This window comes from Streptococcus sp. LQJ-218 (assembly GCF_003428885.1).
GTDB lineage: Bacteria > Bacillota > Bacilli > Lactobacillales > Streptococcaceae > Streptococcus.
Map to the genome: position 1 here is coordinate 23,725 of NZ_QQRU01000009.1, position 13,431 is coordinate 37,155.

Below are 13,431 nucleotides of genomic sequence, written 5' to 3' on the forward strand. Positions count from 1 at the left end.
ATACTCAATGAAAATCAAAGCACAGCTTTGAGATTGCAGGTAAAGCCGATGTGGTTTGAAGCGATTTTAAAAGAGTATAAAAAGCGAGCAAGCCCGCTTTTTAATCTATTTTACTAAAGTTTAAGAGAAGGGAACTAGTCAGAACAGATACAGAACTAAAGGCCATGGCTAGACCTGCCAGTTCTGGGTTGAGAGCTAGTCCAACACCTGAAAATAGTCCTGCTGCAATCGGAATTCCGACAACATTGTAGATAAAGGCCCAGAAAAGATTGAGCAGAATACGATTAAAGGTCTTCTTACTCATGTCAAAGGCACGTACCACACCTAGGAGGTTATTAGTTGTCAACACCAAATCTGCTGACTCGATGGCGATATCTGTTCCAGCTCCCATAGCAATCCCCACATCTGCTACACTGAGGGCAGGAGCGTCGTTGATGCCATCACCAACAAAGGCTACTTTGCCAGCTGATTGTAGTTTATGGATTTCATGAGCTTTTTCTTCTGGCAAGACGCCTGCAATAACCTCCTCGATTCCGATTTGATTTGCAATAGCACGCGCTACACCTGCATTATCTCCTGTCAGCATGACTGTTTTAAGACCACGTTTTTTTAGCTCACTGATCGCAAGCTTAGCATTTTCCTTAGGAATATCTTGCAAAGCAAGCAAGCCTTTGATTTCATTGTCAACAGCCAAGAAAACAACTGTCTTAGCTTCTTTTTCTAGTTGTTCTAGTTTTTCTTGATAAGTGCTAGAAATGTTCATGCCATCCAGCATTTTAGCATTTCCGAGTAGAACTTGTTTTCCATTGATTTGTCCTGAAACACCTTTTCCGTGCAAGGCTTGGAAATTTTCAACAGTGTGAAGCTCAAGTCCAGTTTCAGTCGCTCGCTTGACAATGGCTTCAGCCAATGGGTGTTGAGAAGCTTCTTCCAAGGAAGCTGCCAATCCAAGCACTTCTACTTCGTCTCCGATGATATCTGTGACCACTGGTTTTCCTTCTGTCAAAGTCCCGGTCTTATCAAAGACAATCGTTTGGACTTTCTGGATTTCCTGTAGAACCGTTCCGTTTTTGAGGAGAACTCCCATCTTGGCACTGCGTCCTGTCCCTACCATAAGGGCTGTCGGTGTTGCAAGACCTAAGGCACAAGGGCAGGCAATAATCAAAACCGCCACCGCATAGAGAAGAGAGGACACAAAGCTAGCTCCAAGCACAACTACACTATCTCTGAGCAAGACAAACCAAACCCAAAAGGTCACAATTCCTAAAATGACAACTGCTGGGACAAAAATCCCTGAAATCTTATCCGTCAAGTCCTGAATCGGCGCACGACTGGTTTGAGCTTTCTTCACAAAATCCACAATCTGAGCCAAAACAGTCTCTGAACCAACTTTTTCTGCTCTAAAAACAAGTGTTCCACTATTATTGATGGTTGAGCCAATCACAGTATCTCCAACTGTCTTGTCCACAGGTAGGCTCTCACCTGTCACCATAGACTCATCAATACTAGAAATACCTTCCACTACGACACCATCAACCGCAATCTTCTCACCTGGACGCACTCGAATCTGGTCGCCTACCTTGACTTGTTCCAAAGGAACTTGGACATAGCTTTCATCACGCAAGACTTCTGCTGTTTTAGCCTGCAAGTCAAGTAATTTCTCCACAGCTTGGGATGTATTTTTCCGCATTTTCTCCTCAAAAACGGCTCCTAAAAGAACGAAGAAGAGGATAAATCCAGCACTTTCGAAGTAAACAGGAAGACCGGTAAAGAGGGCAACTAGGCTATAGAAATAGGCCACTAGAGTGCCTAGCGCAACCAAGGTATCCATATTGGCATTGTGCTTTTTAAAGCTGGCCCAAGCGCTCTGGGCATAAGGACCACCTGCCACCAACATAATCGGTGTTGTGGCTAAAAAGGTGCCCCAACGCATGACTTGGTGACTAATGCTTCCTGTCATCATCCCAATCATGAGAATCACAAGAGGCACAGTAAAGATACTAGTAATCCAAAAACGCTGTAAAAGTGATAGGGATTTTCTAGTCTTCTCAACGACTGTATAGCTTCCTTTTTGCATCTTCATGCCACAAGAAAATTCATGTTGACCTAATTCTTGAGGTGTAAAACGAATGACTTTCTCCTCATCTACGCCGATTGGTTCCAAGATACCTTCTTCTTCAAACAGAATTTCCTTATAACAGTTTGAAGGAGTAACGCGATGAAAGGTGATCTCAGCAGGAACTCCTTTTTGCAGTTGAATGTGGGCTGGATGGTAGCCTTTGTCTGCCGTGATACGGATTTTTTGAATGCCGTTTTCTAGGCTTGCTTTTTCAATTTCAGTCATATTATTCTCCTATTCTACAATCATCTTACCGTGCATCATATTCATGCCACAAGAGAAACCATATTCTCCAGCCTGCTCAGGCGTGATTTCCACTACATACTCTTCCTTCATTGGCAGGTCCGCATGGACACCAAAATCTGGAAAAACAATTTGGTCCAGACAGGGTGAGGGGTCCTTACGGTCAAAGACAATGCGGGCTGGCACTGATTTCTTGAGGATAATCAACTCAGGCGTATAGCCTCCCATGACCTCCACTCGAATCTCTTGGTAGCCGTTTTTTTGCTGGGCCTTTTGTCCAGATTTTTCAGGCTTTTTGAAAAACCAAAACAAGATAAAGGCGATAAGAGCAATACAAACAATGGTTACAATACTATTTAACATAACGTCTCCTTTACATACAATTACATTTTACTTCTGTTACAGCGCTTGATTTCTTCTCTGAAATCACAGCTTCCAAATCTTCCAAGTCAGCCTGAGTAAAATCACATTCAGCAATCAAATCAGCCAGCAAGTTCTTAATCCTACGAGAACAAACCTTGTCCTTGATATCTTGGACAAGCAAGTCTTGACTTTGGTCCAAAGTTAAAAGGGCTGAATAAACAAAGGACTTGCCTTCTCTTTTCCGAGTCAAACACTCTTTCTCAACCAAACGAGCCAAAAGAGTCTGAATGGTCGACTTGGACCAGTCGAACCGCTCCGCCAGAACCCTAATCAAATCCGTACTGGTCTGCTCCCCTTGCATCCAAATAATCTTCATAACCTGCCATTCTGCATCTGAAATCTGCATCATCACACCTCCTAAATCTACATTTGTCAATTACAGTTATTAGTATACTCCCAAAATCTACATTTGTCAACTATGAAAATCGAATTTTTTTCATTTTTCAATTTTCATTACAAAAGTGATTAAAATACAAACAAAAACCTCCACATTCTGTGGAGGCAATCTGTTTTATCAATACAATTTTAAGTCACGAGGATCAACTGGGAAGGTTGGGTTGTATGGATTGTGACGGAGTTTGAAGTGTTTGACATCTTCAATTGTCTGAGTTCCAGATAACTGCATGACTGTCTTCAATTCTGCATTCAAGTGTTCAAAGACTTGACGCACACCAACACTACCGCCGAGAGCCAGTCCATAAATGACAGGGCGACCAATAGCTACCAAGTCTGCTCCTGAAGCCAAGGCTTTAAAGACATGTTGACCACGACGAACACCTGAGTCAAAGACAATTGGCACACGTTTATCAACTGCTTCTGCTACTTCTTGAAGTGAGTCAAAGGCAGCTGGTCCGCCGTCGATTTGGCGGCCACCGTGGTTGGTTACCCAGATACCAGAAGCTCCCGCAGCAAGCGAACGTTCAACGTCCTCACGGCATTGTGGTCCCTTGACATACACAGGAAGTCCTGAATATTCAGCGATAAATTCTACGTCACGTGGGGACAAGCGTTGCTTAGCTGATTTGTAAACAAAGTCCATTGATTTACCAGCACCTTCTGGCAGGTATTCTTCAACAATCGGCATACCAACTGGGAAGACAAAACCATTACGCTTATCAACCTCACGATTGCCCCCTACAGTTGCATCTGCAGTCAAGACAATCGCTTTGTAGCCTTCAGCCTTCACACGGTCCATGATGTGGCGGTTGATACCGTCATCTTTACTAAAGTAAAATTGGAACCAGTGAGGTGTCCCTTGAAGGGCCTCTGTAATTTCTGGAAGGTCTACAGTAGAGTAAGAGCTGGTTGTATAAAGAGAACCAAACTCATGCACACCACGCGCAGTAGCCACTTCACCCTGTTCATTTGCTAATTTATGAGCCGCAACAGGCGCCATAATGATTGGTGAAGACAATTTTTCACCTGCAAATTCAATCTCTGTACTTGGATTTTCAACATTACAAAGCGTATGTGGAACGATGAGTTTGTGGTTAAAGGCACGAATATTCTCACGTAAAGTGAAAGTATCCTCTGCTCCACTAGCGATATAGCCAAATGCTGCTTTAGGAATAACTTGTTGCGCCATTGGCTCCAAATCATAAGTGTTAATAAAATCTACAGGTCCTTCTGCATTGCTTGTTTTGTATGACATAAACTGTCCTCCTTGATAAGTAAGCGTTTACTTTGTATATTACAGAAATAACTTAACTCTTTTTTCAAAATTTTTCAAATATTTTGTTTAGGAATTTCATACTTTCAATCATTTTACAGGGATAATTAAAAATGATAAACTTTCTTAAGTTATAGAAATTCAAATAATCCTTTCATTTTCTAGTAATATAGTAGATTGAAATAAGTTGCAAACAAATCGATTAGAAAAGTCAAATTAATTTCTAGAAAAATTTCAGCAGATACATCGTACTATTCTAGATTCAATACACTATAAAAACAAAATCAGGCAACCCTAGTGACTACCTGATTTTCTATGTTTTAAGCATTTTGCCAATTCTCTTGGTCTTCTTTAAAGCGTTTTAGAAGGTCGAGCCCTTCTGGCGTGATGTAACCTTCTTCTTGGGCTAAATGGATAAGCTCGCTGTAGTTCGAAAGTGTCACAAGTTTGACACCAGCATCTGCAAAGTTCTTGTCTGCTTTTGGCAATTGGTAACTGAAAATCGCTACAACTCCAAGCACATCTGCTCCTTCTCGCTTAGCTGCGGCTACGGCTTCAAGAACAGAACCACCAGTTGAAATCAAATCTTCAACAACGACCATCTTTTGTCCTTGGGCTACACGGCCTTCGATTTGATTACCAGCACCGTGGTCTTTTGGTTTGCTACGGATGTAGGCAAATGGCAAGTTCATCTTGTCAGCAATAATAGCTCCGTGAGGAATCCCTGCTGTTGCAGTTCCTGCAATCACTTCAACCTCAGGAAAGGCTTCTTTGATAGCTTCCACAAAGCCATTTTCAATTAAGGTACGAGTTTCTGGATAGGCAAGCGTCACACGGTTATCTGTGTAAATGGGTGACTTGATACCAGATGCCCAAGTGAAAGGCTCCTCTGGTTTGAGGTAAACGGCTTGAATTTTCAAGAGGTGGCTAGCAATATCTTTAGCAAGTGTCATGGTCTTCTCCTTTTGTTTTTCTAATCTATTTCTTTAATTCTAGTCTTGGTTCCATTCATCCTTGATAGCATGATAAGCTGCAACAGGATACTCAGCCTGGGTAATGGGACGTCCCACTACGATATAGTCACTACCAATTTGATAGGCATCAACAGGTGTCATGACGCGTTTTTGATCTCCTACTGCAGCACCTGCAGGACGAATGCCCGGTGTCAAACAGATAAAATCTGGATTGGTGGCCTGCTTGATGACTTGTACTTCCTGAGCCGAGCAAACGACTCCATCTAGACCAGCTTCAGCTGTCTTCTTGGCATAATGAATCACAGATTCTTGCAGGCTGGTTTGGATATTTTGAAACTCCTGCATCTGAGCTTCTGATGTTGATGTGAGCTGAGTGACTGCGATCAATTTTGCTTGATTTCCAAGACCTTCACGCGCAGCCTTCATCATCTCTACACCCCCAGCCGCATGAACATTGGTCATATCCACACCAAGCTGAGATAGAACCTTCATAGCTGATTTGACTGTATTAGGAATGTCATGCAACTTGAGATCCAAAAAGACACTGTGCCCTAATGATTTCAAATAGCTGACAACTTCAGGTCCTACAGCATAGTAGATCTCCATTCCTACTTTGACATAAAGCTTTTCATCTGCTGGAAATAGGGCTAAAAACTCCTTGGCTTCCTCAAAACTTGGAAAATCCAGAGCTATGACCGGGCGACTTTCACGCATGTGTTTCTCCTTTTATCTTTCTTATCAGTCCAGCTTCCTTCAAAATAACTACAAAAAAAGGAACCTGCCAACAGCAAGGTTCCACGAAAAATGGGTAGTCTCCACCCTTTCACCGTCTAACCTTAGCTGCCTCTCTGGACTGCTTTAAAGGTTTTTTACTATTCTATTATTTCTACTAGCACTTGTCAAGTAAAAACATGGTCACTAAAGAACTATGAGAGAAGAGATAAACTTAGCGACGTGATGAACGTCGGGTCGTTTGGTTTTGATTGCTCTCTTCCTCCAGCTTTTTCTTTTTCTCTTCCAGTTTATTCTGCTGTTCTTCTAGCCTTTTCTTCTCTTCCTCTTTTTGTTTCTTCTCAGCTTCCTTAGCCTCTTGTTTGGCTTTTTCCTCAGCCTCCAAAATTAATTTATCCGCCACTGTGTAACTGTAAATTCCAACTTCCATGTCAATTACACTCGGCTCTGACAATTGAGGCTTAATCTTACTATAATAAGGCAATTTCTTGCTCATTTCAGACAGGGGAACCAAGACTTCGTCCGAATCATTCATGGTCAATCGAATTAAATCTGAAGTCACATTGCTTGGGGCTAATTCCACCTTTTGGATAGCCGCCTTGAGTTCTGGACTAATTTGAGAAAGCTCTGAGGTAAAGGTCTTGATTTGTTCGCTGTCATTAAAGAGAACGGATATATAAGTTTCTGGCAGACTCACCAAACTTACCGCACTGGTCTCAAGCTGACCACTGGAAAGAATAGGATAATGATTTTCTCCAGAAACATAGTAGGCGACTATATCGTATTCCTTGACCTTGATAGTAAACTTGGTTGGAAAATGATAGACAAGCTGAGCTGATTCAACCCAATAGTTAGACTTGATCTGCTCTTCATATTTTGCCTTATCTAGCAGAAGGCTAATCGTATAATCCGAATCCTGAATACCTGAAGCCTGTCGAATATCATCAGCTGTAGTTTGCACTGCTCCCTCAACTTGAATATCCTTCATGGTCGCATAAGGACTGAGCAAGTAGGCAGAGACAATCAATAAAATCAGACTGATAAACAAAATCGAGATAGCCCTCCAGATATGAACTACTGGAATTTTTGGTTTAGCCGGTTCCTTCTTTGCAGGCTTTTTCTCAATTTTTTTATCCTGTTTCTTTGGTTCTTTGGACTTTGGCTCTTCTTTGGCTACTTCATTTTTGGCGTCTTCTGACTCTTCTACTTTTTCTTCAGAGTCTTCCTTAGCTGATTCTGAGTCTTTTGGATCAGATTCACTCTCTTGCTCCTCAGTTGCATCTGACTTTTCAGATTTTGAAGCCATTCGAGCTTGTCTTTCCTTTTCCTTCTCCTCAGCTAGGGCCGCCTCTTCTTCAGCCTTCTTTTTTAGATATTCTTGGTTTCGTTTCTGCCATTCTGATAACTCTTTAAATTCTTCGAGGATTTCTTTGTCCTCATTTTTCTTATCTTTTGACATTTACTTTCCTTATGATAAATCTTTTTTCAATAATTGATAAAAATCTGCTAGAGATTTCAATTCCTTGGAAGCCTTCATGTTAGTCTGGTAGTCTTCCTTGTGACTTAGTAAGTGAGAAAGCTTCTCTTCCAAACTATCCAAGGTCAAATCACTTTCTTGAAGCTCTTGTGCATAGCCTTTTTTTACAAAGTAAGCCGCATTTTCAATCTGGTCACCACGACTAGCTTCACGCCCAAGCGGTACAATGACATATAATTTTGCCATGGCCAAGAGCTCAAAAATCGTATTGGCGCCACCTCGTGTTACAACAATATCAGCCAATTCCATCAAGGGTTGATAGAGTTTGGTCACATAGTCAACACGAAAAAGATTTTGGCTCAACTCGTTCAGGCTAGAATCTCCAGTTAGATTGATAATATTGTAGTGTTCTGTCAGCTCTTTCTTATGGTCTGTCACCAATTGGTTAAAGACACGAGCGCCCGCAGAACCACCGACAAACAATATAGTTGGCAATTGGGGATTAAAGTGGGTTTGAATATCTACCAATTCATCGGGTTCTGAATTTTTTTGATCTGAAACCTTGGTCACTGCTCCCACATGCTCGACCTTAGACAAACTTGAAGGTTGCTCAAAGGTTGAATACATCTTGGTCGCAAATTTATAAGCGATTTTATTTGCCAAGCCCATTGACAGGTCAGATTCGTGAATAAAGACAGGCACTCCTGACACACGTGCTGCGATAACAGGCGGCACAGAGACAAAGCCTCCCTTTGAAAAAAGTGCTTGTGGACGAAGTCGCAACATGATAAAGAGCGATTGGACAATTCCCCATCCAACTTTAAAGACGTCCAGCATATTTTGCCAAGAGAAATAACGACGCAATTTTCCAGTCGCAATAGAGTGGAAGGTGATATCTAGACCTGACTTGAGGATTTCTTGGTGTTCGATACCACGCTTGTCTCCTATATAGTGGACTTCCCAGCCATCTTCGATAAACTTAGGCATCAACAAAAGGTTGAGGGTGACATGTCCAACCGTCCCCCCACCTGTAAAAACAATTTTTTTCATATTATTCCTTTAACTCCGCTACTGTGTCGATAAAGAGGTCGCCACGTACTTCAAAGTTAGCATACATATCCCAGCTAGCATTAGCAGGACTGAGGAGGACCACATCTCCTTGAGTCGCAAGCTCGTAGGCTTTGCGGGTTGCATCAGCAATATCAGTCGCATCCACATATGCCACACCAGCCTTGTCTGCTGCTCGTTTGACACGTTCTGCTGACTGACCCAGGATGACCATTTTCTTGAGTCCAGTAATATCTGGAACCAGTTCGTCAAACTCATTACCACGGTCTAAACCACCTGCAATCAAAATGACCTTGCTGTTGTCAAATCCTGACAAGGCTTTTTGAGTAGCCAAGATATTGGTTGACTTGCTATCATTATAGAATTTGACACCCTGAATTTCATCCACAAACTGGAGACGGTGTTTGACACCACCAAAGGCTGAAAGAGTTTCTTTAATGGTTTGGTTATCCACACCACGAAGCTTGGCTACAGCAATAGTCGCAAGGGCATTTTCTACATTGTGGCTACCTGGAACTCCGATTTCGCTAGCTGCCATGACAACTTCCCCACGGAAGTAAAGTTGACCATCTTCCAGATAAGCTCCATCAACCTTTTCAAGTGTTGAGAATGGTACAACGGTAGCTTGTGTTTTAGTAGCCAACTCTTTTGCCAAGTCTTGGTTAAAGTTCAAGACAAGGAAATCAGCCGCTGTCATCTTGTTCTGGATATTCCACTTGGCTGCTACATATTCCTCAAAAGAACCATGATAATCGATATGAGTTGGCATGAGGTTGGTAATAACTGCAATCTCTGGATGGAATTCTTGAACACCCATGAGTTGGAAAGAAGAAAGTTCCATGACAAGCGTATCCTTATCTGTCGCAGTTTGAGCCACTTGACTGGCAGGATAGCCAATATTTCCTGATAGGAGACCATGTTGGCCAGCAGCAGTCAAAACTTCCCCAATCATGGTCGTTGTAGTTGTTTTACCGTTCGAACCAGTAATACCAACAATCGGTGCTTCTGAAATCAAGTAAGCCAATTCCACCTCAGTCAAGACCGGAATTCCCTTTGTCAAAGCCTTTTCAATCATGGGATTGCTGTAGGGAATGCCTGGATTTTTCACCATAAGGGCAAACTCTTCATCCAGGAGTTCCAAAGGATGGCCACCTGTGATAACCTTGATCCCTTCTTCCAGCAAACTTTGCGCAGCTGGATTGTCCTCGAATGGTTTCCCATCATTTACCGTCACAATAGCACCTAGCTTGTCCAACAAACGAGCTGCAGATTCACCAGACTTGGCCAAACCTAAAACAAGGACTTTCTTATTTTTAAATTGATCTATTACTTTCATGTCTCGAACTCCATTTCTACTCTTACTATTTTACCATTTTTATGGAAATAAAAAAGCCACAAAGTGTGTTTGTGACTCTTTCTTCTAACTGATACTCTTCGAAAATCTCTTCAAACCACGTCAGCTTCGCCTTGCCGTATAGATGTTACTGACTTCGTCAGTTCTATCCACAACCTCAAAGCAATGCTTTGAGCAACCTGCGGCTAGCTTCCTAGTTTGCTTTTTGATTTTCATTGAGTATGAATCTTACCATATCATCTATGTGATAAATCGGTAACTCGAATAACTTGGTCCACTTGCTCCCAAATCAGAGGATTGTGGGTCGCAATAATAATGGTCCGATTCGGATTTTTTAAAGATTCTAGGATAGAAAGTAATTCCTCAGAGTTTTTGGGGTCTAGTGAAGCGGTTGGTTCATCTGCCAGAATCAAAGGTGGATCCTTTAAAATTATCTTCGCTAGTGCAACACGTTGTGCTTCTCCTCCTGATAATTCAAAGATAGGTTGCTTTAAATCTAAATAAGAGAGGTTAACACAGTTTAGAGCTTGTTTCATCAAAGAGATTTTCTCTTTTTCTTTCAACTTTTTACCAACTAAACCCAGATTGAGATTCTCTTTGACGGTTTGGCTTTCAATTAAGCCAAAATCTTGAAATAAGTATCCCAAGTAATCTCTAAAGAAAACAGAAGGCTTGATGTCCTTAAGAAAAGTACCATCATAGATGATTTGTCCTTTGTCATATGGCTCTAATCGTCCAATCATATTCAAGAGTGTTGTCTTACCACAGCCACTTGTACCGATTAAGGCATAAATTTTCCCACCTTCAAAATGAAGATTCGTATCTGAAAATAGCTGACGGCTTCCAAATTTTTTAGATATATTCTTTAGTTCAATCATCCTATTTTCCTTTCATAATTGTCATAGAAACACGAGATTCTTTCTGCGCTTGACGGTAGAGAGTCAGTATAGCACTAACGAGGAAGATCGATAAAGTTACCAATCCAATCACCACATCCCGACTACGCCAAATAAAGAGACTAGCACCAAATACAAAACTGGCAAATTGACTAACCATATACTGAGCATGTGTTTCAAAAAATCGTAAACCTGAAATTCGTTTAATCAAAATCTCACGACGGAATTGTTCAAAATAAAGAAGATTGACAGAATAAAAGAGAAGCAAAGAACTCGCGATTCCAATAATAGCTCCTAAAATAAGGGTTAGAGTTTCTGTTTGAACCTCATAGTAACGTGCGAGGTAAACACTTCGTCCCTCCTTGAGGTAGGAGACTTGATCATAAATTCCTGCATTTTTCAAGAGTTTAATCCCATCTTCATATCCTTTGACAAAGATATTCTTACCAGCATTGATAGACCAACTAGATAGGGATGTAAAACTATCACCTGTAGAGGTCGGCGTGAATACAACTAAAATCGGATCAGTCAAATACTGAGTGGGTACGGGATTCTCACCGTTATTATAAACAAACCGCTTTTCTCCAGTTGGAAGATAACTAACAATCGCTCTCATTTCATACTCTAAAGGAGCACTTGCCTCCTCACCAGATTTTCCATAATCACTCAATCTTTCTTCAAAAGCTTTCTTAAGTTCTGCTTCCTGTGAACGAAGAGATTCTGGTAATAAGAGTACAAATTCCCATTTTTGAAGATGGGCTAGTTTCTGTCTAGTCTCACCATTTACAGATACATTTTCCTTGTCCAAATAACTTGGACTGACATAGAGAACATTAGCATCTGGACTATAGGTATCCGGTGTCTCTCCCTGTTCATTTTTTCCTTGTGGATTGGCAAAATGTAAGAGATTATCCTTTACAAATAGAGCCTGTTCTTCTTCGATTGCTTCCTTGGCAAAGGCATACCACTTGCTCTGATTTTCCGCATTTTTTCTTCTATCACCGAGCCCAAAGGAAATCTGGTAATAATCTGCTCGATCTTCCCAAGCTTGCTTGGATAGCTGGAGTTCCTGTAAACGCTGGTAAGAAGTCAAGCCAGTCTTGACTGCATAACCTACTGTAAAGACAGCAACCAACTGACATAGCAAGGTCAAGGTCATCAAACGTTTGAGGGGCAAACGTCCTTTTAACACAGGAACCAAAGCCTTGTAGCTCAAGCTCATCAAATAGAGCAGGCTCAGTACGAGCGAAATTCCCAATAAAAAGAGAAGATAAAGCCCCACTCCGATACTAAAGGTTGCTAAAAGAACGGGATAAAAGAGTCCTTGGCCGAGGAGGACAGCACCTCCCACTATAAGGGATCCCCCCCAGCTAAGCAAAGCCACTTGACGTCATCGTATAAGGCGCTTCCTATAATAGACAAGAGAGTCTGTCCTGAAAAGAGCTGAATCCCTGCAGCCCGCATCTCCTTAATCCGAGTGATAATCACTAAAGCAAAGAAAGCTAATCCAAATATAGCTAAACTAATCAACAACAACGGATTTAAAGCAATCCAAAAAGCTAAAAGATACGGAGGAGTTTTGCGGTCTGCAATCGCTTTATAACCTAAATCATCTAATTTTGCAGCTAATTTTTCCTTGGTCAATGAACCAGATAAGAGAAGGTAGCTATTGAGAGGATCGCTCCGTTCTCGGCTTTCTTGGCTGGCCGCTTGAAACTCTTTTGGCAAGCCTCCCTGACCATAGATCGCATAGGTGAAGTTGGTCCTTCCATCCTTACTCGGCTCTACTATCCGTCTAGCAATCAAACTCTGCTCCGAGCTTGCAAACTTCTCCAACTCTCGCTCAAACTCCTCACGAGTCGGCTCTTGTGCCCCATTTTTAAAACGTAGCAGGGTAACGGAGTCATAACTAGTATAGAGATACTGAGGGGCACGTAAGATAATAATCCAAATGAAGAAGCAACTGAGAAAAATAGTAGACAAGCAAATAAATAGTTTCTTCATAGTAGACTCCTTGTATAAGAGAATAACTCTATATAAAAAGTTTTTTCTTTTATAAATCCTTAGAATTATTTCCCTAGTTTAATCCATCACACCCTGAGCAACAAGACAATAATACTCTTCAAAAATCTCTTCAAACCTCGTCAACGTCGCCTTGCCGTAGATAAGACTGACTTCGTCAGTTCTATCTACAACCTCAAAGCAGAGCTTTGAGCAACCTGCGGCTAGTTTCCTAGTTTGCTCTTTGATTTTCATTGAGTATCAATTTAATCCTTTCTTATTTTGAAAACGGTTTCTTATAACTTAAGTATATCACTTTCTATATAATTTATCAACATATTTTAGCAAAATATTATTAGTAATAGAATTTTACAGTTCCCTTAGAAATAGATGTCGGAAAAGAATTTTATTCCAGTTTTCCCCTTCATATTATTCAAGCAAAAGAGATGATGTTATAGTAAAAGGCAATTTAAAC

Annotated in this window: 11 protein-coding genes and 1 pseudogene; all 12 read right to left on the reverse strand. The window is 41.3% G+C overall.

Annotation, left to right across the window (positions count from 1 at the left end):
• Positions 1-100: 100 nt before the first annotated feature.
• The 12 genes and pseudogenes from D2908_RS08410 to D2908_RS10165 all read right to left on the reverse strand — a co-directional run bounded on the left by D2908_RS08410 (position 101) and on the right by D2908_RS10165 (position 13,211).
• Positions 101-2,344, reverse strand: a complete 2,244-nt coding sequence (locus D2908_RS08410; protein WP_117306330.1) for a heavy metal translocating P-type ATPase — start codon at positions 2,342-2,344, stop codon at positions 101-103.
• Positions 2,345-2,353: 9 nt separating this feature from the next.
• On the reverse strand, positions 2,354-2,725 hold the full coding sequence (locus tag D2908_RS08415; RefSeq protein WP_117306332.1) for a cupredoxin domain-containing protein: 372 nt from the start codon (positions 2,723-2,725) through the stop codon (positions 2,354-2,356).
• A 10-nt stretch (positions 2,726-2,735) separates the two neighbouring features.
• A complete protein-coding gene (locus D2908_RS08420; RefSeq protein ID WP_117306463.1) occupies positions 2,736-3,131 on the reverse strand; it encodes a CopY/TcrY family copper transport repressor in 396 nt (131 codons plus the stop codon).
• A gap of 168 nt (positions 3,132-3,299) precedes the next feature.
• Positions 3,300-4,436, reverse strand: coding sequence for an L-lactate oxidase (gene lctO / locus D2908_RS08425; RefSeq protein WP_038804426.1), 1,137 nt, complete (start codon positions 4,434-4,436; stop codon positions 3,300-3,302).
• Between the two features lie 338 nt (positions 4,437-4,774).
• A complete protein-coding gene (pyrE, locus tag D2908_RS08430) occupies positions 4,775-5,407 on the reverse strand; it encodes an orotate phosphoribosyltransferase (protein WP_117306334.1) in 633 nt (210 codons plus the stop codon).
• Positions 5,408-5,446: 39 nt separating this feature from the next.
• The gene (gene pyrF / locus D2908_RS08435) at positions 5,447-6,142 is read right to left on the reverse strand and encodes an orotidine-5'-phosphate decarboxylase (protein WP_117306336.1); all 696 of its coding nucleotides are present in this window, start codon (positions 6,140-6,142) and stop codon (positions 5,447-5,449) included.
• Positions 6,143-6,374: 232 nt separating this feature from the next.
• Positions 6,375-7,619 (reverse strand): cell division protein FtsQ/DivIB, encoded by a 1,245-nt coding sequence (locus tag D2908_RS08440; protein WP_117306338.1) that lies wholly within the window; start codon positions 7,617-7,619, stop codon positions 6,375-6,377.
• Between the two features lie 9 nt (positions 7,620-7,628).
• Positions 7,629-8,687, reverse strand: a complete 1,059-nt coding sequence (locus tag D2908_RS08445; protein ID WP_117306340.1) for a UDP-N-acetylglucosamine--N-acetylmuramyl-(pentapeptide) pyrophosphoryl-undecaprenol N-acetylglucosamine transferase — start codon at positions 8,685-8,687, stop codon at positions 7,629-7,631.
• Position 8,688: 1 nt separating this feature from the next.
• Positions 8,689-10,041: a UDP-N-acetylmuramoyl-L-alanine--D-glutamate ligase gene (gene murD / locus D2908_RS08450; protein WP_117306342.1), complete on the reverse strand. Its 1,353-nt coding sequence runs from the start codon at positions 10,039-10,041 to the stop codon at positions 8,689-8,691.
• 254 nt (positions 10,042-10,295) lie between these two features.
• The gene (locus D2908_RS08455; protein ID WP_061652866.1) at positions 10,296-10,937 is read right to left on the reverse strand and encodes an ABC transporter ATP-binding protein; all 642 of its coding nucleotides are present in this window, start codon (positions 10,935-10,937) and stop codon (positions 10,296-10,298) included.
• Between the two features lies 1 nt (position 10,938).
• A pseudogene (locus D2908_RS08460) lies at positions 10,939-12,959 on the reverse strand (bacteriocin-associated integral membrane family protein).
• Positions 12,960-13,037: 78 nt separating this feature from the next.
• Positions 13,038-13,211: a hypothetical protein gene (locus tag D2908_RS10165; protein WP_165847480.1), complete on the reverse strand. Its 174-nt coding sequence runs from the start codon at positions 13,209-13,211 to the stop codon at positions 13,038-13,040.
• Between the last annotated feature and the right edge of the window lie 220 nt (positions 13,212-13,431).

Bases quoted from the DNA above. Each gene is read 5' to 3' on its own strand.
- D2908_RS08410 (WP_117306330.1), bottom strand. From the start codon at position 2,344: ATGACTGAAATTGAAAAAGCAAGCCTAGAAAACGGCATTCAAAAAATC.
- D2908_RS08415 (WP_117306332.1), bottom strand. From the start codon at position 2,725: ATGTTAAATAGTATTGTAACCATTGTTTGTATTGCTCTTATCGCCTTT.
- D2908_RS08420 (WP_117306463.1), bottom strand. From the start codon at position 3,131: ATGCAGATTTCAGATGCAGAATGGCAGGTTATGAAGATTATTTGGATG.
- lctO (WP_038804426.1), bottom strand. From the start codon at position 4,436: ATGTCATACAAAACAAGCAATGCAGAAGGACCTGTAGATTTTATTAAC.
- pyrE (WP_117306334.1), bottom strand. From the start codon at position 5,407: ATGACACTTGCTAAAGATATTGCTAGCCACCTCTTGAAAATTCAAGCC.
- pyrF (WP_117306336.1), bottom strand. From the start codon at position 6,142: ATGCGTGAAAGTCGCCCGGTCATAGCTCTGGATTTTCCAAGTTTTGAG.
- D2908_RS08440 (WP_117306338.1), bottom strand. From the start codon at position 7,619: ATGTCAAAAGATAAGAAAAATGAGGACAAAGAAATCCTCGAAGAATTT.
- D2908_RS08445 (WP_117306340.1), bottom strand. From the start codon at position 8,687: ATGAAAAAAATTGTTTTTACAGGTGGGGGGACGGTTGGACATGTCACC.
- murD (WP_117306342.1), bottom strand. From the start codon at position 10,041: ATGAAAGTAATAGATCAATTTAAAAATAAGAAAGTCCTTGTTTTAGGT.
- D2908_RS08455 (WP_061652866.1), bottom strand. From the start codon at position 10,937: ATGATTGAACTAAAGAATATATCTAAAAAATTTGGAAGCCGTCAGCTA.
- D2908_RS10165 (WP_165847480.1), bottom strand. From the start codon at position 13,211: ATGAAAATCAAAGAGCAAACTAGGAAACTAGCCGCAGGTTGCTCAAAG.